At 72.2% G+C, this 26,499-nt stretch carries 24 protein-coding genes; 10 read left to right on the forward strand and 14 right to left on the reverse strand.

What is annotated here, in order from left to right; all coding sequences use genetic code 11:
• The first annotated feature begins 486 nt into the window (after positions 1-486).
• Positions 487-3,234, forward strand: coding sequence for a pyruvate, phosphate dikinase (gene ppdK, locus ACFOSY_RS18485; protein WP_394308137.1), 2,748 nt, complete (start codon positions 487-489; stop codon positions 3,232-3,234).
• Between the two features lie 169 nt (positions 3,235-3,403).
• On the opposite strand, the gene ACFOSY_RS18490 is transcribed toward ppdK, so the two are convergent.
• Positions 3,404-3,808, reverse strand: coding sequence for an excalibur calcium-binding domain-containing protein (locus ACFOSY_RS18490; RefSeq protein WP_394308140.1), 405 nt, complete (start codon positions 3,806-3,808; stop codon positions 3,404-3,406).
• Between the two features lie 336 nt (positions 3,809-4,144).
• On the opposite strand from ACFOSY_RS18490, the gene ACFOSY_RS18495 reads away from it, so the two are divergent.
• Positions 4,145-4,282, forward strand: a complete 138-nt coding sequence (locus tag ACFOSY_RS18495) for a hypothetical protein (RefSeq protein ID WP_394308142.1) — start codon at positions 4,145-4,147, stop codon at positions 4,280-4,282.
• 49 nt (positions 4,283-4,331) lie between these two features.
• Here the strand turns inward: ACFOSY_RS18495 and ACFOSY_RS18500 are convergent, their stop codons facing one another.
• The 4 genes from ACFOSY_RS18500 to ACFOSY_RS18515 form a co-directional block, all read right to left on the reverse strand.
• A complete protein-coding gene (locus ACFOSY_RS18500) occupies positions 4,332-4,754 on the reverse strand; it encodes an LAETG motif-containing sortase-dependent surface protein (protein ID WP_394308144.1) in 423 nt (140 codons plus the stop codon).
• A gap of 217 nt (positions 4,755-4,971) precedes the next feature.
• A complete protein-coding gene (gene nirD, locus ACFOSY_RS18505) occupies positions 4,972-5,325 on the reverse strand; it encodes a nitrite reductase small subunit NirD (protein WP_394308145.1) in 354 nt (117 codons plus the stop codon).
• Entirely contained in the window at positions 5,322-7,928 is a 2,607-nt protein-coding gene (gene nirB / locus ACFOSY_RS18510) for a nitrite reductase large subunit NirB (protein WP_394308147.1), read from the reverse strand. The genes nirD and nirB overlap by 4 nt, the downstream gene beginning before the upstream one ends.
• Positions 7,928-9,145, reverse strand: coding sequence for an NAD(P)/FAD-dependent oxidoreductase (locus ACFOSY_RS18515; RefSeq protein WP_394308148.1), 1,218 nt, complete (start codon positions 9,143-9,145; stop codon positions 7,928-7,930). Before ACFOSY_RS18515 ends, nirB begins: the two co-directional genes overlap by 1 nt.
• Before the next feature lie 217 nt (positions 9,146-9,362).
• Between ACFOSY_RS18515 and ACFOSY_RS18520 the strand changes: the two genes are divergently transcribed.
• From ACFOSY_RS18520 to ACFOSY_RS18530, 3 genes are all read left to right on the forward strand, one after another.
• Positions 9,363-10,145 (forward strand): sulfite exporter TauE/SafE family protein, encoded by a 783-nt coding sequence (locus ACFOSY_RS18520; RefSeq protein WP_006129669.1) that lies wholly within the window; start codon positions 9,363-9,365, stop codon positions 10,143-10,145.
• 54 nt (positions 10,146-10,199) lie between these two features.
• On the forward strand, positions 10,200-10,613 hold the full coding sequence (locus tag ACFOSY_RS18525) for a hypothetical protein (RefSeq protein ID WP_394308151.1): 414 nt from the start codon (positions 10,200-10,202) through the stop codon (positions 10,611-10,613).
• A gap of 428 nt (positions 10,614-11,041) precedes the next feature.
• A complete protein-coding gene (locus tag ACFOSY_RS18530; protein WP_394308153.1) occupies positions 11,042-11,902 on the forward strand; it encodes a helix-turn-helix domain-containing protein in 861 nt (286 codons plus the stop codon).
• A gap of 11 nt (positions 11,903-11,913) precedes the next feature.
• On the opposite strand, the gene ACFOSY_RS18535 is transcribed toward ACFOSY_RS18530, so the two are convergent.
• Positions 11,914-12,078 (reverse strand): DUF397 domain-containing protein, encoded by a 165-nt coding sequence (locus ACFOSY_RS18535; protein ID WP_394308155.1) that lies wholly within the window; start codon positions 12,076-12,078, stop codon positions 11,914-11,916.
• 710 nt (positions 12,079-12,788) lie between these two features.
• On the opposite strand from ACFOSY_RS18535, the gene ACFOSY_RS18540 reads away from it, so the two are divergent.
• Entirely contained in the window at positions 12,789-13,028 is a 240-nt protein-coding gene (locus ACFOSY_RS18540) for a hypothetical protein (RefSeq protein WP_394308157.1), read from the forward strand.
• A 189-nt stretch (positions 13,029-13,217) separates the two neighbouring features.
• Here ACFOSY_RS18540 and ACFOSY_RS18545 read toward each other — a convergent pair whose 3' ends face one another.
• From ACFOSY_RS18545 to ACFOSY_RS18565, 5 genes are all read right to left on the reverse strand, one after another.
• Positions 13,218-14,138, reverse strand: a complete 921-nt coding sequence (locus ACFOSY_RS18545; RefSeq protein ID WP_394308160.1) for a nucleotidyl transferase AbiEii/AbiGii toxin family protein — start codon at positions 14,136-14,138, stop codon at positions 13,218-13,220.
• Between the two features lie 53 nt (positions 14,139-14,191).
• The gene (locus tag ACFOSY_RS18550) at positions 14,192-15,328 is read right to left on the reverse strand and encodes a type IV toxin-antitoxin system AbiEi family antitoxin domain-containing protein (RefSeq protein WP_394308162.1); all 1,137 of its coding nucleotides are present in this window, start codon (positions 15,326-15,328) and stop codon (positions 14,192-14,194) included.
• Positions 15,329-15,420: 92 nt separating this feature from the next.
• Entirely contained in the window at positions 15,421-16,068 is a 648-nt protein-coding gene (locus tag ACFOSY_RS18555) for a class F sortase (protein WP_394308164.1), read from the reverse strand.
• A gap of 116 nt (positions 16,069-16,184) precedes the next feature.
• Complete coding sequence (locus tag ACFOSY_RS18560) at positions 16,185-16,730, reverse strand: hypothetical protein (protein WP_394308167.1); 546 nt, start codon at positions 16,728-16,730, stop codon at positions 16,185-16,187.
• Positions 16,731-17,046: 316 nt separating this feature from the next.
• Positions 17,047-17,460, reverse strand: coding sequence for a gamma-glutamylcyclotransferase family protein (locus ACFOSY_RS18565; protein ID WP_394308964.1), 414 nt, complete (start codon positions 17,458-17,460; stop codon positions 17,047-17,049).
• 198 nt (positions 17,461-17,658) lie between these two features.
• Between ACFOSY_RS18565 and ACFOSY_RS18570 the strand changes: the two genes are divergently transcribed.
• On the forward strand, positions 17,659-19,305 hold the full coding sequence (locus ACFOSY_RS18570) for a M4 family metallopeptidase (protein ID WP_394308169.1): 1,647 nt from the start codon (positions 17,659-17,661) through the stop codon (positions 19,303-19,305).
• Positions 19,306-19,333: 28 nt separating this feature from the next.
• Here ACFOSY_RS18570 and ACFOSY_RS18575 read toward each other — a convergent pair whose 3' ends face one another.
• The 3 genes from ACFOSY_RS18575 to ACFOSY_RS18585 form a co-directional block, all read right to left on the reverse strand.
• Entirely contained in the window at positions 19,334-21,463 is a 2,130-nt protein-coding gene (locus ACFOSY_RS18575; RefSeq protein ID WP_394308171.1) for a molybdopterin oxidoreductase family protein, read from the reverse strand.
• 152 nt (positions 21,464-21,615) lie between these two features.
• Positions 21,616-21,864 carry a hypothetical protein gene (locus ACFOSY_RS18580; RefSeq protein ID WP_394308173.1) on the reverse strand — a complete coding sequence of 83 codons (249 nt, stop codon included), beginning with the start codon at positions 21,862-21,864 and terminating at the stop codon, positions 21,616-21,618.
• Between the two features lie 31 nt (positions 21,865-21,895).
• Positions 21,896-22,636: a SanA/YdcF family protein gene (locus ACFOSY_RS18585; RefSeq protein WP_394308175.1), complete on the reverse strand. Its 741-nt coding sequence runs from the start codon at positions 22,634-22,636 to the stop codon at positions 21,896-21,898.
• Positions 22,637-22,796: 160 nt separating this feature from the next.
• On the opposite strand from ACFOSY_RS18585, the gene ACFOSY_RS18590 reads away from it, so the two are divergent.
• The 3 genes from ACFOSY_RS18590 (at position 22,797) to ACFOSY_RS18600 (ending at position 26,493) form a co-directional block, all read left to right on the forward strand.
• Positions 22,797-23,630 carry a sirohydrochlorin chelatase gene (locus ACFOSY_RS18590; RefSeq protein ID WP_394308179.1) on the forward strand — a complete coding sequence of 278 codons (834 nt, stop codon included), beginning with the start codon at positions 22,797-22,799 and terminating at the stop codon, positions 23,628-23,630.
• 176 nt (positions 23,631-23,806) lie between these two features.
• On the forward strand, positions 23,807-25,114 hold the full coding sequence (locus tag ACFOSY_RS18595) for a deoxyguanosinetriphosphate triphosphohydrolase (RefSeq protein WP_394308182.1): 1,308 nt from the start codon (positions 23,807-23,809) through the stop codon (positions 25,112-25,114).
• Positions 25,115-25,227: 113 nt separating this feature from the next.
• Positions 25,228-26,493 (forward strand): NAD(P)/FAD-dependent oxidoreductase, encoded by a 1,266-nt coding sequence (locus ACFOSY_RS18600; RefSeq protein WP_394308184.1) that lies wholly within the window; start codon positions 25,228-25,230, stop codon positions 26,491-26,493.
• The last annotated feature ends 6 nt before the right edge of the window (positions 26,494-26,499 follow it).

The following is a 26,499-nucleotide window of genomic DNA, read 5'->3' on the forward strand; positions in this document are numbered from 1 at the left end:
GTGGGGGTCCGGATCCGCCTCCAGTCGGTACGGGCCGGCGGGCCGGAGCGTTCATCCTGCCGGGCCCGGAGCGTGTGTCCGCCGGGTCGGAGGGTTCGTTGCCCGGGTCCGCATGGTGGAACCGGGCGTCGTGTGGCAGCGTGATTCTCGCCACCCCTGATAGGAGTTGCGCTCAGATGAGCGGATCTTGGGAGGCTGCACTACTCTAAGGATGGCACTCAGTGCCACCCGATGATCGTTCATCGGGCGAAATCAAACGTGGTTCAAGACGCTCACATGAGCACCTCAAGCGGTTACGGGAGGTGCTCCGCGTTCAAGAAGTGAAAACACCGGGCGCCGACGGCTTGCCAAGCTTTGACTTTCGATCCGCTGGCGCTCGGCCGATGACAGGCGCACGACGCACAAGTGGACGTACCCAGACGCCTTTGATCTGGGTACATTCCTCGCCGTCAGGGCAGCCACCGCGTCCTCGAGGAGTCGAGACCCGTGTCGGAAAACAAAGATCCCCACGTAGCTCAGCCGGGCACGAGCGTTGAGAGCGTGAAGTTCGTCTACGACTTCACCGAGGGCAACAAGGACCTCAAGGACCTGCTCGGCGGCAAGGGCGCCAACCTCGCCGAGATGACCAACCTCGGTCTCCCCGTGCCACCCGGCTTCACCATCACCACCGAGGCCTGCAAGACCTACCTCGACAGTGGCGAGGAACCGGCGGCACTGCGTGACGAGGTGAGTGCGCACCTCGAGGCGCTCGAGCAGCGGATGGGCAAGAAGCTCGGCCAGGCCGACGACCCCCTCCTCGTGTCGGTCCGCTCCGGCGCCAAGTTCTCCATGCCCGGCATGATGGACACCGTCCTCAACATCGGCCTCTCCGACAAGTCCGTGCAGGGCCTGGCCAAGCAGGCCGGCGACGACCGGTTCGCGTGGGACTCCTACCGGCGCCTCATCCAGATGTTCGGCAAGACCGTCCTCGGCGTGGACGGCGAGCTGTTCGAGGACGCGCTCGAGGCGGCCAAGACGGCCAAGAAGGTCACGGTGGACACCGAGCTGGAGGCCGCCGACCTCAAGAAGCTCGTCACCAAGTTCAAGAAGATCGTCAAGACCGAGTGCGGCCGGGACTTCCCGCAGGACCCGCGCGAGCAGATGGACCTCGCCATCAAGGCGGTCTTCGACTCCTGGAACGGCGACCGGGCCAAGCTCTACCGCCGCCAGGAGCGCATCCCGCACGACCTGGGCACCGCCGTCAACGTCTGCTCCATGGTCTTCGGCAACCTCGGCCCCGACTCCGGCACCGGCGTCGCCTTCACCCGCGACCCCGCCTCCGGCCACCAGGGCGTCTACGGCGACTACCTGCAGAACGCGCAGGGCGAGGACGTCGTCGCGGGCATCCGCAACACGGTCCCGCTCGCCGAGCTGGAGCGGATCGACAAGAAGTCGTACGACCAGCTCATGCAGATCATGGAGACCCTGGAGAACCACTACAAGGATCTCTGCGACATCGAGTTCACCATCGAGCGCGGCCGGCTGTGGATGCTCCAGACCCGCGTCGGCAAGCGCACCGCGGGCGCGGCCTTCCGCATCGCCACGCAGCTGGTGGACCAGGGCCTGATCGACGAGGCCGAGGCCCTGTGCCGGGTCAACGGCGCCCAGCTCGCCCAGCTGATGTTCCCGCGCTTCGACGAGAGCGCCAAGGTCGAGCAGGTCGGGCGGGGCATCGCCGCCTCCCCGGGCGCCGCGGTCGGCAAGGCCGTCTTCGACTCCTACACCGCCGTGAAGTGGTCCCGCTCCGGCGAGAAGGTCATCCTGATCCGCCGCGAGACCAACCCCGACGACCTGGACGGCATGATCGCCGCCGAGGGCATCCTCACCTCGCGCGGCGGCAAGACCTCCCACGCGGCCGTCGTCGCCCGCGGCATGGGCAAGACCTGCGTCTGCGGCGCCGAGGAGCTGGAGGTCGACACCAAGCGCCGCCGGATGACCGTCCCCGGCGGGCACGTCGTCGAGGAGGGCGACGTCGTCTCCATCGACGGCTCCAGCGGCAAGGTCTACCTGGGTGAGGTCCCGGTCGTGCCCTCGCCGGTCGTGGAGTACTTCGAGGGCCGGATGCACCCGGGCGCCGACGACGCCGACGAGCTGGTCGAGGCCGTGCACCGGATGATGGCCTTCGCCGACCGCAAGCGCCGGCTGCGGGTACGGGCCAACGCCGACAACGCCGAGGACGCGCTGCGCGCCCGCCGGTTCGGCGCCCAGGGCATCGGCCTGTGCCGCACCGAGCACATGTTCCTCGGCGACCGGCGCGAGCTGGTGGAGCGGCTGATCCTGGCCGACACGCAGGAGGAGCGCGAGGAGTCGCTGAAGGCCCTCCTGCCGCTCCAGAAGAAGGACTTCGTCGAGCTGTTCGAGGCGATGGACGGCCTGCCCGTCACCATCCGCCTGCTCGACCCGCCGCTGCACGAGTTCCTGCCCGACATCACCGAGCTGTCGGTCCGCGTCGCCCTCGCCGAGTCCCGGCAGGAGCCGCACGAGAACGAGCTGCGGCTGCTCCAGGCCGTGCACCGCCTCCACGAGCAGAACCCGATGCTGGGCCTGCGCGGTGTGCGCCTCGGCCTGGTCATCCCGGGCCTGTTCACCATGCAGGTGCGCGCGATCGCCGAGGCGGCGGCCGAACGCAAGGCGGCCAAGGGCGATCCGCGCGCGGAGATCATGATCCCGCTGGTCGGCACGGTGCAGGAACTGGAGATCGTCCGCGAGGAGGCCGACAAGGTCGTCGCGGAGGTCGAGGAGGCCACCGGCACCACGCTGAAGCTCGCCATCGGCACGATGATCGAGCTGCCGCGCGCCGCGCTGACCGCCGGTCAGATCGCGGAGGCCGCCGAGTTCTTCTCCTTCGGCACCAACGACCTCACCCAGACGGTGTGGGGCTTCTCCCGGGACGACGTGGAGGCCAGCTTCTTCACGGCCTACCTGGAGAAGGGCATCTTCGGGGTGTCGCCGTTCGAGACGATCGACAAGGACGGCGTGGGCTCCCTGGTGAAGTCCGCGGCTAAGGCGGGCCGCGCCACCCGGCCCGACCTGAAGCTCGGCGTCTGCGGCGAGCACGGCGGCGACCCGGAGTCGGTCCACTTCTTCCACGAGGTCGGACTGGACTACGTCTCCTGCTCCCCGTTCCGCATCCCGGTGGCCCGCCTGGAGGCCGGCCGCGCGGCCGTCACCGCGGCGGGCAGCGACCACCGCTGAGCCCTCCGGGGCGCGCGTACCCCGGAGCCGTCGTCTGTCACCCGACCACCCTCACCGATCGGCGACGGCTCCGGATCACGAAGGAGGGGCGGCACCCGTGCGGGGGTGCCGCCCCTTCCGTCGTGTCACGTCGTGTTCCGTCGTACGCGCGACGCGCCCTGTGGGGCGGTCAGGTGTCGCGGCGGCGGCGGGCGGAGACGAGCACGGCGCCTCCGAGGAGGACCACGGCGGAGACGCCGATGATCACGTAGGTCGTGACGCCGTCGTCCGACCCGGCGGCGTCGCTCGTGGCGGCCGGGGTGGTGTCGGCGACGGGAGTCGTGGTCCCGTCGACCTCGGTGTCGTCGCGGGGGATGAAGCCGGCGGGCGGCTCGTCGCAGGCGACGCCGTCACCGTCAGGGTCCAGGGCGGGACCGTAGTGGTCGTCCCCGCTGGAGATCTTCGCGTAGCCGTGGTCGTACGCCTCCGCGCAGGTCTTGAACGGGTGGTTCCCGTCGTGGGCCGACGCGGTGGCGGGAAGGGCGGCCAGGGTGAGGGCGGCGAGGATGGTGAGAGAAATCCGTGTCAGGTGCATGGCAAATGCCCCCAAGTCCGAGTGCGGGTTGCCGATGGCCGGATGTGGCGTGACGAAGTTACTGGCGGTTCGGGTGCGCTGCGGAGGGTCACGAGCGACCTGTGATGTGAACGTGATGTGACGGAACCGTGGCGCAAGGCCACGAACGGAGGGGCTTCTTCCCGCCGTTGGGCCGGGCAGGCCAGGTCAGGGCGGCCGTACGGGGCTCGGTCGGTTCCGGAGCGGGGCGCGGAACACCGCGGCGGGGAGCGAGGGGCGGGGCGGTGGCGTCCCTCGTCGGAGCCGTGCGGTACGCGCCCAACTGGCGCTGGAAGTGCCGGGACGCGGGAGGGCGTGGTGTCCATGGAGCGCGCGGACGAGGTGGACGCCTCGGGGCCGGGGGCGCCCGGCTGGACGCTGCTGACGACCCCGGCCGGGTGGCGCGGCCGTGTGCGGCGCCGCAAGGGCAACCGGGGCCCCTGCTGCTGTCGCTGAAAGCCAGAGGGGGCCGGACGCCCGGGCGTCCGGCCCCCTCTGGGGTGGGTCAGCGGTTCTCGCGGCGCTTGCGGGCGGCGATCATCAGGCCGCCGCCGAGCAGTACGACGGCCGCGCCGCCCGCCGCGATGTACGGGGTCGTGTCGCTGCCGCCGGTCTCGGCGAGGTCGGCGCCGCCGCCGTTCTCCTCCGCGCCGCCGCCGGCCCCGGCGCCCGCGCCGCCGTCGTCGTCGCTCTCCTCGTGCGGCACGAAGTCCGCGGGCGGCTGGTCGCAGCCCACGCCGTCGCCGTCCCGGTCGAGGTGCTCGCCGTAGTGCTTGTCGCCCTCGGGGATGTTGCTGTACCCGTTCTCGTACGCCTCGGTGCAGTTCTCGAACGGGTGGCTGCCGCTGTGGGCAACGGCGGTGGCCGGCACGGCGGCCAGGGCGACGGCGGTGAGCAGCGCGGCGGCAGAGGTACGGAACGGGATCATGGTGAGGAGCCCCCCAGGACGGACGAAAGCGTGTGCACGGTGCGAGGCTGACGAAGTTACTGGGGCGTGGGAGTTGTGTCGGGGATATGGAGTTCCCGTGATGCGAACGTGACGTGACCGGAAGGTAGCTCTCCGCTACAGGGAAATGCCGCCGGCCGTGCGGCTCCCGTCCCCCACCCGGGTGCCGCACGGCCGGCGGTGCGCTCGGCCCGCCCGCTCAGGCCGCCTTGACCTCGTACGTCTCCACGTGGACCGTGTCGTCGTCCAGGCAGCGGCCCGTCTCCAGGTCGAAGCGCTGCTTCAGGAGCGGGGAGGCGACGAAGGGGCGGCCCCGGTGGGTGCCGGTCAGGCCGCGGGAGAGGACCGCCGCGCCCGTGAACGGGTCGCGGTTGTCGATGGCGTACAGGCGGCCCGCGCGGTCCGTGAACACCGCGGCCTGCCGGCCGTCGGGCAGCAGGGCGGCCACGCCCCGTCCCGGGATCATCCGGTCCAGGCCGCAGACCTCGAACCAGTCGTCGCTCAGGCGGAGTTGGACGGTCAGGCCGGTGGTCGTCTCGAGTGCCAGGGTCATCGCTGTGCGCTTCCTTCCAGGACGTCGTCGGCGGGACGCAGGCCGATGCTCAGCAGGGGCAGGTCCGGCTTGATCTGGTCGCGTTCGGGGACGAAGGCGACCACCGGGTCGGGGGTGTCCGGGGCGTTGACGAAGGACACGAACCGGGCCAGCTTCTCCGGGTCGTTGATCGTCTCGGCCCACTCGTCGCGGTAGTGGGAGACATGGGCGGCCATCAGCGACTCCAGCTCGTCGCAGATGCCGAGCGAGTCGTGGACGACCACGTCCCGTACGTGGTCCAGGCCGCCGGGGACGCGCTCCAGCCAGGTGGAGGTGCGCTCCAGCCGGTCGGCGGTGCGGATGTAGAACATCAGGAACCGGTCGATCAGGCGGACCAGTTCGGCGTCGGAGAGGTCCTGCGCCAGCAGATCGGCGTGGCGCGGGGTGGCGCCGCCGTTGCCGCCGACGTACAGGTTCCAGCCGCTCGCGGTGGCGATGACGCCGAAGTCCTTCGACTGGGCCTCCGCGCACTCGCGCTGGCAGCCGGAGACCGCCGACTTCAGCTTGTGCGGGGAGCGCAGCCCCCGGTAGCGCAGCTCCAGGTCGATCGCCATCCGGACGGAGTCCTGCACGCCGTAGCGGCACCAGGTCTGCCCCACGCAGGACTTCACCGTGCGCAGCGACTTGCCGTACGCGTGGCCCGACTCGAAGCCGGCGTCCACCAGGCGGGCCCAGATCAGCGGCAACTGCTCGACCCGCGCGCCGAACATGTCGATCCGCTGGCCGCCGGTGATCTTCGTGTAGAGGCCGAAGTCACGGGCGATCTCACCGATCACGATCAGTTTCTCGGGCGCGATCTCCCCGCCGGGGATCCGCGGCACCACCGAGTACGAGCCGTTCTTCTGCAGGTTCGCCAGGAAGTGGTCGTTGGTGTCCTGGAGGGCCGCCTGCTCACCGTCCAGGACGTACGTGCTCGCGCCGATCGCGGGCGCCAGGGACGCGACGATCGAGCCGACCGTCGGCTTGCACACCTCGCAGCCGTCGCCACCGCGCGCCTCCTCGCGGCCGTAGCGGTCCAGCAGCTCCCGGTGGGAGGCGATGCGCAGGGCGAGGACGATCTCGTACAGCTCCTCGCGGGTCTGGGAGAAGCAGGCGCACAGGCCCTTGTCGACCTCGACGCCGCTCGCCTCAAGCTCGGCGTTGATCAGCTGGCCGAGGACCTTGACGCAGCTGCCGCACGTCGTACCGGCCTTGGTGCACTTCTTCACCTCGGGCACCGTGGTGCAGCTGTGCTCGGTGACGGCCTCGCGGATCGTGCCCTTGCGGACGTTGTTGCAGGAGCAGATGATCGCGTCGTCCGGCAGCGCGGACGGGCCGAGCTGCACGGGCGCCCCGGCGCCGGCCGGCAGCACCAGCGACTCCGGTGAGACCGGCGGGACGGAGCCGGTGAAGGCCTTCAGCGTGCCGTACGCCTCCGCGTCGCCGACCAGGATGCCGCCGAGCAGCGTGCCGTCCCGGCCGATCACCAGCTTCTTGTACAGGCCCGCGCGGGAGTCGGAGTAGACGACGTCCAGGCAGTCCTCGGCGGCGCCGTGCGCGTCGCCGAAGGACGCCACGTCCACGCCGAGCAGCTTCAGCTTGGTCGACAGGTCGGCACCGGTGAACGCGGACGCGTCCCCGGCGATGGCCGCCGCGGCCGTCTCCGCCTGCTCGTAGCCCGGCGCGACCAGGCCGTACACCCGGCCGTCGGCGGCCAGCGCGCACTCGCCGATCGCGAAGACGTGCGGGTCGGTGACCGTGCGGCACTGCTCGTCGACGGTGATGCCGCCGCGCTCGCCGACCGCCAGGCCGCAGTCGCGGGCCAGCTGGTCGCGGGGGCGGACACCGGCGGAGAACACCACCAGGTCGGTGGCGAGTTCGGAGCCGTCCGACAGCTTCATGCCGCTGACCGCGCCGTCGTCGCCGACCACGATCTCCTGCGTGCCCACACCCGTGTGGACGCTCAGCCCCATCCCCTCGATGGTGCGCAGCAGCGCGGCGCCGCCGCCCTCGTCCACCTGCACCGGCATCAGGCGCGGCGCGAACTCCACGATGTGGGAGGTGAGTCCGAGACCCTTGAGCGCGCCCGCCGCCTCCAGGCCGAGCAGACCGCCGCCCACCACGGCGCCGGTCGTCGACCTCCGCGCGTACTCCTCGATCGCGAGCAGGTCCTCGATGGTGCGGTAGACGAAGCAGCCTTCGGCGTCCTTGTTCGGCACCGGCGGCACGAACGGGTAGGAGCCGGTCGCCAGCACCAGCACGTCGTAGCCGACGACCAGGCCCGAGCGGGCGGTCACCGTGCGCGCCTCGCGGTCGACGCTCTCCGCCGGGTCGCCGAGGCGCAGCTCGATGCCGTGGTCCTCGAGGAACGCCAGGTCCGTCAGCGACAGCTCCTCGGGCGTCCGCCCGGAGAAGTACGAGGTGAGCTGCACGCGGTCGTAGGCGGGACGCGGCTCCTCGCACAGCACGACCACGCGGTGCGTGGCGGTCAGGCCGCGCTCGGCGAGCGCCTCCAGGAAGCGCTGGCCGACCATGCCGTGGCCGACGAGCACGATGGTCGAGGTGGTCGAGGTGTCCGCGGGCATCAGGAGCCTCCGTCGTTGGTGAGCAGGTGGAGCAGGGGCCCGCCGTCGGACGGGAGCGGCTCTGCTCCCTCCCAGGCGCGCGCCAGCGCGCCGACGGTGCCGAGTTCGCCGACCAGCACGCCGCCGACCAGGCGGTCGTCGCGCACCACGACCTTGCGGTAGGTGCCGCGGGTGGCGTCGGCGAGCTGCACCACGTCGTCGCCCGGCAGCACCTCGGTCTCGCCGAACGCGGCCAGGTCGAAGGGGCTGTCCGGGCCGGTCAGGGTGAGCCGGGTGAGCGAGCGGGTGCCGGTGTAGCGGGCGGCGGTGTCCCCGGCGAGCAGGGCGGCGAGCGCGTCGGCCTGTTCCAGCGCCGGGGTGGCCAGCCCGTACACGGTGCCGGCGTGCTGGACGCAGTCGCCGACCGCGTGGATGTACGGGTCGGAGGTGCGCAGCTCGTCGTCGACGACGACGCCCTTGGCCACGTCCAGGCCGGCCGCCTGCGCGAGGGACACCCTCGGGTGCACCCCGCAGGCGAGCACCACCAGCTCGGCGTCCAGGGCGTAGCCGTCGGCCATCTCCACCGAGCGGACCGCGCCGCCGACGCAGCGCACGTCCCGCACCCGGCACTCCGTGTGCACCTCCACGCCGAGCCCTTCCAGATGGCGCCGGACCAGCGCGGAGGCGGCCGGGTCGAGCTGGCGCTCCATCAGCCGCTCGGACTGCTGGGCGAGGACCACCTGCGCGCCGCGCACGGCCAGCGCGCGGGCCGCGGACACGCCGAGCAGCCCTCCGCCGACGACCACGGCCCGCACACCCGGCCGCACCGCGGCGGACAGGCCCAGGCAGTCGTCCAGGGTGCGGAACGCGTGCACGCCCTCGGGCAGCTCGTGGTCCGCGGTGAACAGGCCGCGCAGCGGCGGCAGGACGGGGTTGGAACCGGTGGCCAGCACCAGCCGCCCGTAGGCGATCTCCGAACCGTCCGCGCAGGTCACGGTCCGCCGGTCCCGGTCGATGCCGGTGACCCGGGCGCGGACCAGCTCCGCGGGGGCGGGCAGGGCGATCACCTCGGGCCGGTAGCGCCCGGCGAGCACCTCGGCGAGCAGCACCCGGTTGTACGGCGGGTGCTCCTCCTCGCCGATCAGCGTCACGGGCGTGCCCAGCTCGCCGAGCCGCCGGGCGAGACGTACGCCCGCGAGGCCGGAGCCGATCACCACCACACGCTCGTTCGAGGTCATGTCCTGAGCGTGCGGGGCGGGTGTTACCCGGTGGCATCCCCTCTGTTTCCCGCGCGGAACGCTGCCCTCAGCGGCCGTGGGCGCGGGATGTGAGGCTTCCGGAGGCGGTCGCGGGGCGGGTGTGAGGTGAGGTTGTGAGGCGAGCTCGATGAGCCTAACCTCAACAAACGCTCATCTTGATGGACGTAGCATCTACCGCCTTCATAGGCTCACGGCCATGCCCGACATATCGCTGACCACGGTCGTCCTGCTCTGCGTGGCCGCGCTCGCCGCCGGCTGGATCGACGCCGTGGTGGGCGGGGGCGGGCTGCTGCTCCTCCCCGCCCTGCTGCTCGGCCTGCCCGCCGGCACCCCGGCCGCGCACGCGCTCGGCACCAACAAGGCGGTCGCGATCGTCGGCACCACGGGCGCGGCGGTGACGTACGCGCGCAAGGCGCCGGTGGACGTGCGGACGGCGGTGCGGATCGGGCTGGCCGCCCTCGCCGGGTCGTCGGGCGGGGCGTTCCTCGCGGCCGGGATGAGCACCGAGGTGCTCAAGCCGGTGATCATGGTGGTGCTGCTGGCGGTGGCCGCCTTCGTCATCCTGCGGCCCGCCTTCGGCGCCGCGCCCGCGCCCGGCCCGGCGACCCGCCGGCAGATCCTCGCCGCGATCGGCCTGGCCGGCCTGGGCATCGGCTTCTACGACGGCCTGATCGGCCCCGGCACCGGCACGTTCCTCGTCCTGGCGCTCACCGCCCTGCTCCACCTCGACCTGGTCACCGCCTCCGCCACCGCCAAGATCGTCAACTGCTGCACCAACGCCGGCGCGCTGGCCATGTTCGCCTGGCAGGGCGCGGTGCTGTGGCAGCTCGGGGCGCTGATGGCGGTGTTCAACCTCGCGGGCGGCATGCTGGGCGCCCGCACCGCCCTGAAGCGGGGCAGCGGCTTCGTGCGGGTGGTTCTGCTGACGGTGGTGTTCGCGTTGGTGGCGAACATGGCGTACGAGCAGTGGGTGGGGTAGGGCTGGGGCTGGGGCTAGGCGCGGGGTCGTCGGGGTGGGGATACTGAGCCGGACATGATCACCTCAACGAGGGGCACGGCCATCACCAGACCCACGGTCACCGCACCGCTGAGAGCCTTCCTCGCCGCCGCGGCCGTCTGCGCGGCTGCCGCCGCCTGCGGGACGAACGTCGAGCCGGACCGGGTGGCGACACCGCCGACGTCCGCGCCCGCCTCGGACGCCGCCCGGCCCGTCACCGCCGTGATGCCCGACGTCGTCGGCGGCAACGCGCTGCGGGCGCAGGAGCAGATGGACGGCTCGCAGGTCCGCTTCGAGGACGCGAGCGGGAAGGACCGCGAGGTGGTGGACCCACAGGCGTGGCGCATCTGCGACAGCAGGCCGGGGGCGAACCAGCAGATCACGTCGTACCCGGTGGTCCTTCTGGTGGTCCCGGACACGGAGTCCTGCCCGGGTGGGGCGTCGGGCTGAGGCATGGGCAGCCACAGGACCCGTGAGGGTCAGTCGGAGGCCGGGGGACGCGCCGGCGGAAGTCCGACCGCGATACGCCGCAGTGTGGGGGAGGGGGAGCGCCTGGGCTACAGGGGCCTGAGAGGGCCCCTGCGGGGCGTCACTCGGCCGTTCACGTTGGCTGGGTGATGCCTGCGCCATCTTGCCGTCGGCGGGTTGTCCCAGGACTCTGCTACATAGCATGTCGACGTGTGGACGAAGGCCATGGCCGGTTGGTCAACCTCGCAGTCGGGAGGGTGACGGCTCGCCACACCAGCTTCGTACGCGCGGCCGAGTGTCGGTTCGCACTCTGACCGGACGCGGTCCGGCGCATGCGTGGAAGGGGTCATGTCGCGTGTTACGGGGCGGCTGCCGCGTCAGGCGGTGGATGGGCGGAGGGGGCTTTCACCGTGGCTGTGTCGAGAAACCCGATGTTTCTGCGCCAGATGCTGAGGGACCGGTTGCGGAGGGCCAGGGAGTCGGCAGCACTTACACAGCAGCAGGTCGCTGACACATTTGGCTGGTCGCCGTCCAAAGTGATCCGCATCGAGAACGGCAAGATCGGTGTGAGCATCACGGATGCCATGGCGTTGGCGGATCGCTACGGCTTGGCCGAGGAGGAGCGACGGGAGCTGGTCGAATTGGCTCGAGCCGCTCGTCAGCCACCGTGGTTCGCGCCTTACAAAGGAGTGATGTCACCGGAACTCGAGGCGTACATCGCCTATGAGGAGTCCGCCGTGGTCGTCCGGGCCTTCGAACGGAACGTGATGCCGGGCCTTCTGCAGACTGAGGAGTATGCGAGATCCATTCTTCAGGCCATCGACGGAGACAGTGTGGAGATGGCTGAGATGCGGGTGGAGCTGCGCATGAGGCGTCAACAAATTCTCACGTCCGAGGAAGCGCGCTTCTTCTTCATCCTGGACGAAGCGGTGCTGCGTCGAGCGATCGGTGGGGTAGATGTCATGCGACAGCAGTGCGAGACGCTGCTCAGGATGAATGAGCTGCCCAACGTGACCGTGTACTACGTGCCCTTCGCAGCGGGGGCGTACTCCTTCTTCCGTACGCCATACCAAGTGTTCACCTTCGACACCGGCGACCCGGTCGCATATCTGGAGACCACGGAGGGGGAGGTGCTCCTACACGAGCGGGTGCCGGGCATCGACAGGCGGGAGCCTTCCGACTACCTGGACGCTTTCCTGTCTGTAGAACGAGGATTGGCGCAGAGGTTAACGGAAGAAGTGCTGTTCGGCGAACGCGGAGTGACTGGATAAAAGGTGTGCCGTCACGACGAGGGAGTGTCTTCCCGCAAAATGGTGAGGAACTTCTGCCACGCGTCCGCAGGGAAGGAGAGAGCGCCGATTGCGGGCACTTTGGAATCGCGAACGAGCAACTCCGCGGCGAGTTTCACCTCGACGCAGGCGCCGCTTTCACTGTACGAGCTCTTCACCCAAGAATCGTTGACACGAAGCATTGTTGTTCCTTTTTCTTGTGACTGTGGGGGAAGTATGATCGATCGGTTGGCTGTGCGGCAACCGCTTCCGCGGCTTGGGATGAGCATGATGGCATCGGGTGTGCGCCGTACCGTGCGAGAGGCGTCGCGGAGCTACCGGACGCGGAGGTCGCACCGGTGCTTGCGGGGTGTCAGGCGGTAGCAGCGCTTCCTGGATGGTGAAGGAAGCAAGGCGGACGGAACCTCGGACGGCGATGTGGCAGGTGGCCGAAGGCAGCCGAAACCATTGCGCTGATCGCAAACCGCATGAGCCGGTTTGCCACATGGCAATGTGGGGGAGAACCGTAGCGCGAACGGTCGTTGCCCGAATGAGGGCAACTGTGACCGATGAGTGAGGGAAGCACTGGTGGAACTCCCTGTGGCAGCAGGCCGCCGGCAAGTGGATAACCTGGCGTGGCCCCGAGCGCGTGATACGGGGCCACGCGCGCATGTCTAGCATACTTCTGTACCTCTGGCCTCCATCCGGGCATGCAAATACGAACGTCAGTGCATGGATGAACATAAACTCCATGCCGGGGGAACTTGAAAAAAGCGGAAGCGATTCCTTCGCCGGAGTCACGGGGAATCTGAGAGTAAGCCGGCTGCCACCGGTGCTTTCCTCGTCACTGGGGAGTCCCACTTCTCCCCCCGTTCGTCAGGAGGCGTACGTGGACACGCAATCCACATCACCCGACCTTGTCCGCGGCCCGGACCACGATCATTCCACCGGAGGCTGCCGCCCTTCCTGGGGTGCGATCGCAGTTGCTCTTGTCATCGTCATCGGGGCGCTTTCCTGTGCCCTGCTGACCGTGGTGATCGCGCCGGGTGACCCGGCGACAGCAGCCACGGCCGGCGTGATAGCCAGTTCCGGCATGACGGCGGGCGCCGCCATCATCTGCCGCAGCTGAGGTCTCTTCTTCGGGGGCAGGTGAGTCGCGCTGCCCCTGAAGTCGTCTGCCGCGTACTTCGACCTCGTGCCCGTCCGTCGCGCACAATTGCTGCCTGCGTGGCTTCCGCGGCCTGTCGTGCTGTCGGCGGCAGGCTGCAGCGGCAATGTGCTCTTCACCAGCAGGTCAGCGCTCAGGGTGACCGAGGGCTCAGGACCACGCCCCTCGGTGCGGGTCCCACATACCGTGTGCCGTGCCGTTGAGCATGGGGTTGATGAAGGCCTCGGCTGCCGTTGCCGCTGCGTCGAAAGTGCCGCAACCTTGCAGACCGAGGACGATGGCCGCTTGCTCGGGGTATCCGTCGTGCCAGTCGGTGCCGGGGGCCTCGAATGCGGCAGGGAGCACGACCTTGGTTCCGAGGTTGCGCCGACGCTCTGCTTCCCGTTGGAGAGCCTGGCAGACAGCTTGGCCGGACACCGTTTCCTGCTGGCTGATCAGGAGAAGGTCAGCCAGGTCACGGTAGCGATTGGATCCGTGCTCGCCGTTTTGCCCGTGGCGCTCGTACATGGCGCAGATCTTGTCAGCGATGTGGTCGATGACGGGGTACAGGCGGACTTCGGGCCAGTCGACGGGCCAGGCGATGTCGACGGCGGACTGCAGGGTGCGGACCTCAGGGGTGCCTGCCAGGGTGCGGCCGACGACGAGGTCGACCTTGATGGTGGCAACGTTGGTCTGCCCGAGGAAGACAGTGAAGTACTGGGCGCCGCCTCGGCCTTCATCGCTGTGTCCCAGGAACCTGCCGGGTACGAACCGCAGGTAGTCGCCGAGGTCGAGGGAGGCCGCGTCGATGACGAGTTCCCTGGCCTCCTCCGCGGTGCGCTCGGGGTGAGCGCACTGAAGGTCGATGTCCTGGCTGAGTCGGGCGGCTCCGCGGTAGCGGACGAGGAGCGCCTGGCCGCCCTTGATGAGCCAGCCGACCGGGTCCTTGGTGAACACCCGGGCGGCGAGACGGTTGAAGTAGAAGATCTTCATGAGGTCCGAGACGCTCATGCCGGTCTTCTTCGACATGTTCTTCGCGGCTTGGGTCAGGGCCGCTCGGAACGCTGACGGACTCGCGTAGTTCTTGCCCACGTGCGGCTCGCTTCCTCCGGCCTCGCGGTACCCGATGTGCTGGGCCGTTGACTCTAGCGGGGGGTGGGCTCGTCGTTCGACTTGATCGGATCTTCTCCCTTCGGCTCGCAGTCGCTCTCCGGGACATCGCCACTGTCGTCGGATGACGTGGTGTCCAGATGCTGCGGGGGACGGACCGCTTGAGCGGTAGCCGGGCCAGACGTGAGCAAGTGCCCCAAGACGCGCCGAGTTTCGGGCGACAACACCGACGTCATCCTCAAGGCTTGCACCGCCGGCAACGCGCCACTGCCGAGGACGCCGGGCATGGCGGCGTCGAGCGCCGCCCGGATCGCTCCCTGCCGTTCCGCCAAGGTGTGGAGCAGCGGGGCGTTGCTGCGCGTAGCATGCGGCCGGCCTGCGAGGACGGCCTTGACGACCTCGGCGGCATTGGCTTCCGTGTTGAGGTAAGGCGCCAGGGCCGCAGCGCTCCCGCGCGCGCCGAGTTCCATGCCGACGGCAAGACCCTCCTCACCGGCGCGGGCCACCTCCTGGGCGTGCAGGATTCGGCCGGCTTGGCCCACCAGGTGCTCGATGAGCTCGTATCCCGTGGCCGCACGGCGAAGGCCGTACTTGCGCGCGTATGGCTGGACGGCTTGTGCCAGCTCGTCGATGTCGACAAGGTCACGGCGTTCCGCATCTGCGATCACCCCGCCGACGTGACCGCCGTCAGCCTTGGCGTGCAGGAGGTCGACGATGGTGCGCGCCGGGGTGGTGACCGGCAGACCGTCAACCATGGTGATGTCCGTGGTGGGCAGGTCGGCGGTGCGCAGTCGGACGAAGGGCTCTGTGGTGGTGCGTCTGCGGGGCACGCTGATCTCTACGTCCGGGGCGGGAATGTCACCGAGGGAGTGCAGCTGGCACGCGGAGGCGTGGGAGACGACTCCCGAGTCCGGGCCTCCGATGGGGCGCTCCCATGCCGGTACGGTGGGTTGCAGACGGAGCCAGGCCACCTTGATCTCCAGGTGATGAGGCGGCCCTGCGGCCGACAGGGCGTAGACGCCCCGGCCGACGTTCTCCAGCAAGCCGGCCTCTGTCATGCGCTTGAGCTGCACAGCGCTCAAGCCGTGTGCTTTGGCCTGGGCGGCGGTCACCAAGCCCCATTGATCGGCTGCCACACCGGACAGGATCGCCAGCTGCTCAGCACGCTCCATACGAGGAAGATTACATAATCTTGCAGAGTTTGTTGCATCCTGGAGGTAACAAAATCTGCGCCGCATGGAAACCGGGCCGAGTCCCGGCCCCGTCACCGCGTCCCCGTCAGGTGGGCGTACACCACCACGTTGCCCCGGTACCCCGTCGCGGGGGAGTAGCCCGCGCCGCAGGTGATGACGCGGAGTTCGGGGCGGGCCGCGGCGCCGTAGACCTTGGCGTCGGGGAAGTCGCGGGCGTCGTACGCCTCGACGGCGTCCACCGTGAACACGGCGACCGTGCCGTCGCGGCGGTCCACCTCGATCGTGCTGCCCTTGCGCAGGGCGCCGAGGGAGTAGAAGACGGCCGGGCCGTCGGCGTTGTCGACGTGGCCCGCGACGATGGCGGTGCCCCGTTCGCCGGGGGTGGTGCCGGCCTCGTACCAGCCGGCCAGGTCGGGGCGGTCGGCGGGCGGCACGTCGAGGGAGCCGGCCGGGGTCAGCCCCAGCCCGGTCAGCGGCGCGTCCACGCCGATCGCGGGGATGCGCACCCGGTCGGGCGGCGACGGCGGCAGCGCGGGCGCCGAGGACCGCGCGGGGCCGTGCGCGTCGAGTTCCGAGTGGGCCTGCGCGGCGGACGGCTGCGGTGGGGCGTCGCCCCGCCCGTCCCGCAGCAGCACGGCCCCCGCGCACAGGGCGCACACCGTGACCGCGGCTATCGCCGCGTTGCCCGGACTCCCGGTCCGGCGGAGCCTGTCGCCCATGCGGTGACCTCACCTCGAGTCGTGTCCCCGTGCCCCCCTCCGGGCCGCGAGGGGCGTCGGACCCGGAGGGGGAGGGGACCTGCGGTACCTGCGGGACGGGCAGCGGAGGATGCCCGTCAGATCCCGTCGCCTCTCGCCCGGCGATGCAGGAGCCAGGTACCGCCCGCGGCGGCGACGGCGAGGGCCGTCACGCCTGCCGCGGTCTGTACGGGGTCGGTGCCCAGCGCGCCACCGACCCCCGTCTTCACGCTTCCTCGGGGAACCACCTGTTCCGCGTCCGGGGTCAGCGTCACCACGAGGTCCCCGGTCACCCGGCGCCCGTTCCCGGCGCACGCGACGACGATCTCGTACGTCCCCGGCTGCGCGCTCGGCGGCACCTGGAACTGCCCGATCGCGTCACCCTCGTGCGTGCTCGGCGCCAGCGCGAACCGGCCCGCCCCGACGGCGGTGGCGTCACCCGCCGCCGTGTCCTCCTCGTCGCACGCCGCGGTGTTCGCCGAGACCTGCGCGCCCGGGGCGACGGACGACGGGTACATCCGCAGACCGGCGGTCGACGGGCCGGGGGCCTCCCCGGCGTACGCGGGGGCGGCGAGCAGCCCCGCGGTGGCCACGGCGAGTGCGGCGCCGGTCGTGCCGGTCAGCAGCCGGGCGGTACGTCGCATCGATGCTCCCTCGAGCTCACGGAGGTGACCCGGCCCGCGGCACCCCCATGTGCCGCCGTCGACCGCGTCCCTGCCCCTCCGAGGTAAGTGCCCCCGCGCCGTCACCGCTCCCTGAGGGGGCGTCAGGGCGGCGGCTGAACGGGTGTCAGGCGAGTCGGAGGGCCGGTGCGTGACGCTGGATTTCCGCAGGTCAGAGGCTTAGAAGCGGGCGTCCGGGCGGCGTGCGGGCGGATTGGGCCGGGCGGGGCGGCGAAGGGCTGACCGGGCGAGCCGCCCCTCGACGCGGCCACCCCTGGGGACACGCACCCGCACCGCCTCAGGCCGCCCCCCTCCACTCCCCGCCCTCCACCCGCGTCCCCCGCGCCCGCAGACGGGCGGCCACGGACGGGGCGGCGACGTACACCCACGCCCGGACCGCCGTGCCGTCGGCCTCCCGCACCACCGTCCGCTCCACCCGGTCGTACAGATTGCGCGGGTCGCCCGGGACGTACTCCTCCAGGCGGTCCAGCAGCGCCAGCAGCTCCTCGTACGACTCCGGCCGGGCGGTGACCAGTTCGCCGCGTACCTCGCCCTCCGGCGCCTCGACGGCGTACGGGTAGCCGGGCCCCTCGTACAGCACCGCGCCCCGCAGCAGGCCCGGCTCCTCGTGTGCCGTGCGGCCGCGCAGGAAGCGGTCGTGGTTGACCTCGCCGGGGCGGAGGGTGCCGTAGACGAAGAAGGGGAGGTTCACTCGCTTCACCTGCGCGGACGGTCGGCGGAGCCCCTCTGCACCGAAGTGCCACCGGAGCCTTGCGGGAACGATTCTCTCCCCTCACACACCCCCACATTCGCGCTATGGACATGACACTCGGGCCGCCACTTGAATCGCGGGCACCACACGCCCCGCCCCGCCCCCCACCGCGTCGGGGCGCCCGTTCCAGGAGACCGCTTGAGCCCGATACGGCATGCCCGACGTCCCCGTCCCGCCACGGCAGGAGCCGCCGTCACCGGCGCCGTCCTGCTGGCCGCCGCCCTCACCCCCACCACCGCCGGCGCGGCCGACCGCCCCACCCGTGCCGCCGCGATCGACGCCGCCGCCTCCGTCCTGGCCGACCGCGCCGACGCCCTCGGCCTCACCGCCGCCCAGGACACCAAGGTCCGGGACGTCGTCGTCGACGAGGACGGCAGCCGCCACGTCCGCTACGACCGCACCTACCGCGGACTGCCCGTGCTGGGCGGCGACTTCGTGCTGCACCTCGCGCCCGACGGGTCCTACCGCGACGTCACCCGCGCCACCCGCGCCGCGATCGACCTGCCCACCGTCTCCCCGCGCCTCGCCGCGCCCCGCGCAGCCGACCTCGCCGCGAACCTGCTGCGCGCCGCCCACCTCGGCGAGACGCTCGAGCGGCTCACCGCCCGCCCGCGGCTGGTGGTCGACGCCCTGCACGGCGCCCCCCGCCTCGCCTGGCGCACCGACGCCGCCGCCCAGGACTCCGCCGGCAACCCGGTCGCCCGCACCGTCCTCACCGACGCGCACACCGGCGCCCGCATCGACGCCTGGGACCGTCTGGAGAGCGCCACCGGCGACGGCAGGTCCCTCTACGGCGGCACGGTCCCCCTGGAGACCACGCGAACCGCGTCCGGGTACGAGCTGAAGGACCCCACCCGCGGCGGCACCTACACCGGCGACGCCGGCAACGGCACCGACCTGTGCGTCCTCGTCGTCTGCGTCATCCGCGCCCCCGCCCCCGTCGTCACCGACGCCGACAACCACTGGGGCACCGGCACCACCGCCGACCGCGCCACGGTCGCCGTGGACGCCCAGTACGGCACGAACGTCACCTGGGACTACTACGAGGACGAGCACGGCCGCCGGGGCATCGCCGGCGACGGCAAGGGCTCGTACAACCGCGTCCACTACGGCAACGCCTACAACAACGCCTTCTGGGACGACCGCTGCTTCTGCATGACCTACGGCGACGGCGACGGCACCCAGATGGGACCGCTGGTCGCCCTGGACGTCGCCGGGCACGAGATGACCCACGGCGTGACCTCGAAGACGGCCGGGCTGACCTACTCGGGCGAGTCCGGCGGACTCAACGAGGCCACCTCCGACATCTTCGGCACGCTGGTGGAGTTCCACGCGGCCAACCCCGAGGACCCGGGCGACTGGCTGATCGGCGAGGAGGTCGTCCGCGACGGCTTCGGCCGGGACGCCCTGCGGTACATGGACGAGCCGTCCAAGGACGGGCTGTCGGCGGACTGCTGGGACACCTCCGTCAAGGACCTCGACGTCCACCACTCCTCCGGCGTCGCCAACCACTTCGCCTACCTGCTCGCCGAGGGCAGCGGCGCGAAGACCCTGGGCGGCGTCGCCCACAACTCCCCGACCTGCGACGGCTCCACGGTCACCGGCATCGGCCGCGCCAAGCTCGGGAAGATCTGGTACCGGGCCCTGACGGTCCACATGACCTCGTCGACCGACTACGCCGGCGCCCGCACCGCCACCCTGAAGGCGGCGGCGGACCTCTACGGCGAGGGCGGCGCCGAGTACGACGCGGTCGCCGCGGCCTGGAGCGCGGTGGGCGTGGGCTGACCCGCCGGCGGTCCGAGAGGCGGTGCGCTCACGGGCGTACCGCCTCCAGGCGTACCGCGCACGCCTTGAACTCCGGCATCCGGGACGTCGGGTCGAGCGCGGGGTTGGTGAGGGTGTTGGCGCGCCCCTCACCGGCCCAGTGGAACGGCATGAACACCGTGTCCGCCCGGATCGCCGTGGTGATCCGGGCCGGGGCCACCGCCCGCCCGCGCCGGGACACCACGGCCACCGGGTCGCCCTCGGCGGCGCCGATCCGTTGCGCGAGCCGGGGATGCAGCTCCACGAACGGGCCGGGCGCGGCGGCGTTCAGCTCGTCCACCCGCCGCGTCTGGGCGCCGGACTGGTACTGCGCCACGACCCGCCCGGTGGTGAGCAGCACCGGGTACTCCTCGTCGGGCTCCTCCGCCGCAGCCCGGTGCGACACAGGCACGAACCGTGCCCGCCCGTCCGCCGTGGCGAACCGGTCGAGGAAGAGACGGGGCGTGCCCGGATGGGCCTCTTCGGCGGCGGGCTCACCGGGTTCGGCGGGCGCCTCGGGGGCGGGGCACGGCCAGAACACCCCGTTCTCCTCGGCCAGCCGCCGGTAGGTGATCCCCGAGTAGTCCGCCGGGCCGCCCGCGCTCGCCCGCCGCAGCTCCTCGAAGACCTCCTCGGGGTCGGTCGGGAAACGCTTCTCCGGGCTGCCCTCGCCGCCCAGCCGCGCCGCGAGTTCGTGCAGCACCTCCAGGTCGCTCCGCACGTCCGGCGGCGGCGTCACCGCACGGCGGCGCAGCAGCACCCTGCCCTCCAGGTTGGTGGTGGTGCCCGTCTCCTCGGCCCACTGCGTGACCGGCAGCACCACGTCGGCGAGCGCGGCCGTCTCCGACAGCACCACGTCGCACACCGCGAGGAAGTCCAGCGAGCGGATCCGCTCCTCGATGTGCGCGGCGCGCGGCGCCGACACCACCGGGTTGGAGCCCATCAGCAGCAGGGCGCGGATGTCCGTGCCCATCGCGTCCAGCAGTTCGTAGGCGCTGCGGCCCGGCCCGGGCAGGCTGTCCGGGTCCACGCCCCACACCTCCGCCACGTGCGCCCGCGCGGCCGGGTCGGTCAGCTTGCGGTAGCCGGGCAACTGGTCGGCCTTCTGGCCGTGTTCGCGCCCGCCCTGTCCGTTGCCCTGCCCGGTCAGACAGCCGTACCCGGACAGCGGGCGTCCGGGGCGGCCGGTCGCCAGGGCCAGGTTGATCCAGGCGCTCACCGTGTCGGTGCCCTTGGCCTGCTGCTCCGGACCCCGTGCGGTGAGCACCATCGCGTGCTCCGGCGCGCAGAACAGCCGTACCGCCTCGCGCAGTTGGGGAACGGGGACGCCGGTGATGCGCTCCACGTACTCCGGCCAGTGCGCCATCGCCGCCGCCCGGGTGTCCTGCCAGCCCGTCGTGCGCTCCCGGATGTACGCCTCGTCGGTGCGCCCCTCGGCGACGACCAGGTGCAGCAGGCCCAGGGCCAGTGCGAGGTCGGTGCCGGGGCGCGGCGCGAGGTGCAGGTCGGCCTGCTCGGCGGTGCGGGTGCGGCGCGGGTCGACGACGATCAGGGTGCCGCCGTTCTCCTTCAGCTCGGTGAAGTAGCGCAGCGCCGGGGGCATGGTCTCGGCCGGGTTGGAGCCGACGAGGATCACACAGCCGGTCCTCGGGACGTCCTCCAGCGGGAACGGCAGCCCACGGTCGAGCCCGAAGGCGAGGTTGCCCGCCGCGGCGGCCGACGACATGCAGAACCGCCCGTTGTAGTCGATCTGCGAGGTGCCCAGCACCACCCGCGCGAACTTCCCCAGCGCGTACGCCTTCTCGTTGGTGAGTCCGCCGCCGCCGAACACCCCCACCGCGTCCGCGCCGTGGTGCGCGCGGGCGCCGCCGATCCCCTCGGCGACCCGGTCCAGCGCCTCCTCCCAGGAGGCCGGCTCCAGCGTGCCCGCCGCCGACCGCACCAGCGGCGAGGTCAGCCGCACCGCCGAGGACAGCACCGCCGGCGCGGTCCGCCCCTTCACGCACAGCGCCCCCCGGTTCACCGGGAAGTCCGCGCGCTCGCTCACCTCGACGCCCCGCCCGTCGGCGGCCGGCGTCAGGTTCATGCCGCACTGCAGCGCGCAGTAGGGGCAGTGCGTGGACGTCACGGTGTTTCGCATACGGCCCAGGCTGCGGTGCCGGTGTTACGCACCACGCCGACCGCTGTTACACCCGCGACACGGTGCCCTCTCCGCCGCCGGGCAAGCCCGGTGAGGCGCGGTCGAGGCGGGCAGGCCCTCGGCGTCCCAGGCGACCGTCTCGACGCGCCCGCTCACGCCGTGCTCGCCGAGTCGCCTGCCTCGGCGTGGCCGTGGATCCGGGAACGGGCCTCCGCGAGCTCCTCTTCGGTGAAGGCGCCGTACTCCTCCTGGTGGCGCCGAAGATCAGCGCCGAGCAACTGGTGCCGCAGCCGGCGCCCCACCGCTTCGGCGGCGTAGCCGGAGACGTCGTCGGTGAGCTTCCTCAGCTCGGCGACCAGCTTTGTCGGGAGGGTCACCGTGATGCGCGTCGTGTCCGCCATGACGCCGAACGTACTGGAGCACGCGCCGTCGTCAGTCCGGCGTCCCCGGGTCCCGGGCGTCGGCGAGGGCCCGCTCCACCCCCCGCTCCTTCGGGCCGAGGAAGTGCGGGTCCGGGCGGAACGCCGCGTCCCACGCCGCCTTGCCCGCCGCCAGCACCTCGCGGGCGGCGCCGTAGTACCAGGTGACGTCGTGGCGGTCGTCCACCCCGACGCCGTACGACGTGACCCCGGCCGCCTCGCACAGGGCCACCGCGCGGCGGATGTGGAAGCCCTGGCTGATCAGGACCGCGCGGTCCACCCCGAAGATCTTCCGGGCGCGGACGCAGGAGTCCCAGGTGTCGAAGCCCGCGTAGTCGCTGACGATCCGTGTGCCGGGCACCCCGTGCCGGGTCAGATAGGCGCGCATCGCGTCCGGCTCGTCGTAGTCCTTCCGGCTGTTGTCGCCGGTGACCAGCACCACCCGGATCCGCCCCGCGCGGTACAGCTCCGCCGCCGCGTCCAGCCGGTGCGCGAGGTACGGCGACGGCTCCCCGTCCCACAGGCCCGCGCCGAACACCACGGCCACCTCGGTGCGCGGCACGTCGGCGACGGTGCGCAGCCGGTCGCCCGTGCTCAGCCGCAGCCAGGTCGCCGGCAGCAGCGCCAGCACGCACACCGCCACCACGCCTCGCAGCAGCCGCCGCCGTCCCGCGCGGGTGCGCGGCAGCCGCGGACGCCGGAGGGCGAAGCGGTGCAGCGGAGAAATCGGACGGCCTTCCTCGGGTCGGTCCATGACCCCGTAGACGCCCGGCCGGGGCCCCTGGTTCGCGCCCTGTGACCGGGCTCACGGGCGTCGCCGCCTCACACCGCCCCCCGCCCCCGCGTGAACACCCCGCAAACACGCGTGACCCCGGCGCAACGGCAGGGCAACCTCGTCCGGTCACGCTCGCTGCATGACGGCGTATCCCACGCAGTACCCCCCGCACCCCGGCGCCCGGCACCGCCCGGCCGCCCCGCCCCCCGCCCTCGTCGTGGTGGCCCACGGCAGCCGCGACCCGCGCGCCCTGGCCACCGCGCTGCGGCTGCTGGAGCGGGTCCGCGCGCTGCGGCCCGGTCTGCCGGTGCACCTGGGCCACATCGAGCTGAACGCCCCGCTGCTCCCCGGCACCCTCGACGCCCTGGCCGCGTCCGGCGCCGGGTCCGCCGTGCTCGTCCCGCTGCTGTTCGGCCGCGGCCACCACGTCACCCGGGACATCCCCGACGCCGCCGCCGCGGCCCCCCTGCCCGCCCGCGTCGCCGACCCGCTCGGCCCGCACCCCCTGCTCGTCGACGCCCTGCACGCCCGGCTCACCGAGGCGGGATGGCAGGCGCCCCGGGACGCGGACGACCGCCGCCGGAGCGCCGTGGTGCTGGCCGCCGCGGGGTCCCGCGCCCCCGCGTCCCGCGCCGACACCGGGCGCATCGCCGCGCTGCTCGCCGCCCGGCTCGGCGTGCCCGTCGTCCCCGCCTACGCCTCCGCCGCCGCGCCCACCGTCACCGATGCGGTCCGCGCCCTCGCCGCCCGCGGACGCACCCGGGTCGCCGTCGCCTCCTGCTTCACCGCGCCCGGACGGTTCGCCGCCGAGTGCGCGGACGCGGCGCCCGGCACCGTCTCCGACCCGCTGGGCACCCACCCCGCGATGGCTCGCCTGCTGCTCCACCGCTACGACCAGGCACTGCGGACGCCCGCCCCCGTCGCCGGGACGGCCGCCCCTGTCGCCGGGACGGCCGCCCTCGCGACGGCCTGACCGACGGTCCGACCTGACGGCCCGACGCGACGGCCCGACGCGACGGCCCGACCTGACGGCCCGACGCGACGGCCTGACGTGGCGCTGACGTGACGGCCCGACCCTGACGGCCTGACGGACGGCCCGACCCGGCCACCGGTGTCCGGGATGTCACCGGCCGGGGCTACTGTCGGGTCATGGAAGGCATCACGACCGGCACGACCGCCCCGTCCGCGAACCACCTCCCGCCCGCCGGGTACGACCCGTCGGCCGTCGAGCGCTGGGCCGCCGAGCCCGACAAGCGTCCGGGCCGCACCGCCTTCCAGCGCGACCGGGCGCGCGTGCTGCACTCCGGGGCGCTGCGCCGCCTCGCCGGCAAGACGCAGGTCGTCACCCCCGGCGAGCAGGCCCAGGTGTGGGACGCCAGCCCTCGCACCCGCCTCACCCACTCCCTGGAGTGCGCCCAGGTCGGCCGGGAGCTGGGCGCCGCCCTCGGCTGCGACCCCGACCTGGTGGAGGCCGCCTGCCTCTCCCACGACCTCGGCCACCCGCCGTTCGGGCACAACGGCGAACAGGCGCTGAACGAGTTCGCCCGGGACTGCGGCGGCTTCGAGGGCAACGCCCAGTCGCTGCGGCTGCTCACCCGCATCGAGCCCAAGCGGTTCACCCCCGAGGGCTCCGTCGGCCTCAACCTCACCCGGGCCGCCCTCGACGCGGCCACCAAGTACCCGTGGCCGCGCGGCGCCCACCCCACCGACCCGGCGTCGGTGAAGTTCGGCGTCTACGACGACGACCGCCCCGTCTTCGAGTGGCTCCGCGAGGACGCCCCCGGCACCCGCACCTGCTTCGAGGCGCAGGTCATGGACTGGGCGGACGACGTGGCGTACTCGGTCCACGACGTGGAGGACGGGCTGCACGCGGGCCACATCGACCCCAACTGCCTGCACGCCGACCCGGAGCGGGACGCGGTCTTCGCGGTCGCCGTCGGCCGGTACGTCCCGGCGGACACCGACCCCGCCGAGCTGGCCGAGGCCCTCGACCGGCTGCTCGCCCAGGAGTGGTGGCCGCACGGCTACGACGGCACCGCCGTCGCCCAGGCCCGCCTCAAGGACGCCACCAGCCAGCTCATCGGCCGCTTCTGCCTGGCCGCCGAGACGGCCACCCGGCAGGCGTGGGGCGCCGGCCGCCTCACCCGGTACGCGGCCGAGCTGGTCGTCCCGCGCCCCACCCGCATGGAGTGCGCGGTCCTCAAGGCGGTCGCCGACCGGTACGTCATGCAGCGCGCCGAGCAGGAGCGGCTCCGCGCCGACCAGCGCGTCGTCGTGCTGGAGCTGGCTCAGGCGCTGACCGCCCGCGCGCCCGACGGACTGGACCCGCAGTTCCGCACGCTGTTCGACCGGGCGCCCGACGACCGCGCCCGCAAGCGGGTCGTCGTGGACCAGATCGCGTCCCTGACGGACGCCTCGGCCCGCTCGCTGCACGCCCGGCTCACCGCCCGTACGTGAGACAGGACGTGAGACGGAACATGAGACAGGTGGCCTGATCGGGTCACTCCCCCTTCCCGCGGCCTTCCCGGTGCGGGAGGCTCGCTGGTGGCAACCCTCGAAGGAGGCATCACGTGGTCGACGCGGATCAGACTTTCGTCATCGTCGGAGGCGGCCTGGCCGGCGCGAAGGCGGCCGAGACGCTGAGAGCGGAGGGCTTCACCGGCCGCGTGATACTGATCTGCGACGAACGCGACCACCCCTACGAGCGTCCGCCGCTGTCCAAGGGCTACCTCCTCGGCTCGGCGGAGCGCGACAGCGTCTTCGTGCACGAGCCCGGCTGGTACGCGCGGCACGACGTCGAACTGCACCTGGGGGCGACCGTCGCCGCCGTGGACCGCGCCGCGAAGACCGTCCGCTTCGGCGAGGACGGCACCACCGTCCGCTACGACAAGCTCCTCCTCGCCACCGGCGCCGAACCCCGCCGGCTCGACATCCCCGGCACCGACCTCGTCGGCGTCCACCATCTGCGCCGCCTCGCCCACTCCGAGCGCCTCAAGGGCGTCCTCTCCACCCTCGGCCGGGACAACGGCCACCTGGTGATCGCCGGCGCGGGCTGGATCGGCCTGGAGATCGCCGCCGCCGCACGGCACTACGGCGCGGAGGTCACCGTCGTCCACCGGGGGCAGACCCCGCTGCATTCGGTGCTCGGCCCCGAGCTCGGCATGCTCTTCGCCGAACTGCACCGCGAGCACGGCGTGCGGTTCCACTTCGGCGCCACGCTCACCGAGATCACCGGCCAGGACGGCATGGTCCTCGCCGCCCGCACCGACGACGGTGAGGAGCACCCGGCGCACGCGGTGCTCGCCGCGATCGGCGCCGCCCCGCGGACCGCCCTCGCGGAGGCGGCGGGCCTGGAGCTGGCGGACCCCGCGTCCGGCGGGGGCGTCCTCGTCGACGAGCGGCTGCGCACGTCCGACCCGGACATCTACGCGGCCGGAGACGTCGCGTCCTTCCCGCACGGCCTGTTCTCGACCCGGCTGCGGGTGGAGCACTGGGCCAACGCGCTGAACGGCGGGCCGGCGGCGGCGCGGGCGATGCTCGGGCGGGACGAGGTCTACGACCGCGTCCCGTACTTCTTCACCGACCAGTACGACCTGGGCATGGAGTACTCGGGGTGGGCGCCGCCCGGGTCCTACGACCAGGTGGTCATCCGGGGCGATGCGGGGAAGCGGGAGTTCATCGCGTTCTGGGTGCGGGAGGGGAGGGTGCTGGCCGGGATGAACGTGAATGTGTGGGATGTCACGGATCCGATCCAGCGGTTGATTCGGTCGCGGGAGGCGGTGGACACGGAGGCGTTGGCGGATCCGCATGTGCCGTTGGAGAGTCTGGTCGCCTAGGGGGTG

It is taken from the genome of Streptomyces lusitanus, assembly GCF_042647945.1.
Taxonomy (GTDB): Bacteria; Actinomycetota; Actinomycetes; order Streptomycetales; family Streptomycetaceae; genus Streptomyces; species Streptomyces pseudogriseolus.

Bases quoted from the DNA above. Each gene is read 5' to 3' on its own strand.
- ACFOSY_RS18525 (WP_394308151.1), top strand. From the start codon at position 10,200: ATGATCACCTCAACGAGGGGCACGGCCATCACCAGACCCACGGTCACC.
- ACFOSY_RS18515 (WP_394308148.1), bottom strand. From the start codon at position 9,145: ATGACCTCGAACGAGCGTGTGGTGGTGATCGGCTCCGGCCTCGCGGGC.
- ACFOSY_RS18590 (WP_394308179.1), top strand. From the start codon at position 22,797: ATGACGGCGTATCCCACGCAGTACCCCCCGCACCCCGGCGCCCGGCAC.
- ACFOSY_RS18585 (WP_394308175.1), bottom strand. From the start codon at position 22,636: ATGGACCGACCCGAGGAAGGCCGTCCGATTTCTCCGCTGCACCGCTTC.
- ACFOSY_RS18500 (WP_394308144.1), bottom strand. From the start codon at position 4,754: ATGATCCCGTTCCGTACCTCTGCCGCCGCGCTGCTCACCGCCGTCGCC.
- nirB (WP_394308147.1), bottom strand. From the start codon at position 7,928: ATGCCCGCGGACACCTCGACCACCTCGACCATCGTGCTCGTCGGCCAC.
- ACFOSY_RS18555 (WP_394308164.1), bottom strand. From the start codon at position 16,068: ATGGGCGACAGGCTCCGCCGGACCGGGAGTCCGGGCAACGCGGCGATA.
- ACFOSY_RS18520 (WP_006129669.1), top strand. From the start codon at position 9,363: ATGCCCGACATATCGCTGACCACGGTCGTCCTGCTCTGCGTGGCCGCG.
- ACFOSY_RS18580 (WP_394308173.1), bottom strand. From the start codon at position 21,864: ATGGCGGACACGACGCGCATCACGGTGACCCTCCCGACAAAGCTGGTC.
- ACFOSY_RS18575 (WP_394308171.1), bottom strand. From the start codon at position 21,463: ATGCGAAACACCGTGACGTCCACGCACTGCCCCTACTGCGCGCTGCAG.
- ACFOSY_RS18595 (WP_394308182.1), top strand. From the start codon at position 23,807: ATGGAAGGCATCACGACCGGCACGACCGCCCCGTCCGCGAACCACCTC.
- ACFOSY_RS18490 (WP_394308140.1), bottom strand. From the start codon at position 3,808: ATGCACCTGACACGGATTTCTCTCACCATCCTCGCCGCCCTCACCCTG.
- ACFOSY_RS18550 (WP_394308162.1), bottom strand. From the start codon at position 15,328: ATGGAGCGTGCTGAGCAGCTGGCGATCCTGTCCGGTGTGGCAGCCGAT.
- ACFOSY_RS18560 (WP_394308167.1), bottom strand. From the start codon at position 16,730: ATGCGACGTACCGCCCGGCTGCTGACCGGCACGACCGGCGCCGCACTC.
- nirD (WP_394308145.1), bottom strand. From the start codon at position 5,325: ATGACCCTGGCACTCGAGACGACCACCGGCCTGACCGTCCAACTCCGC.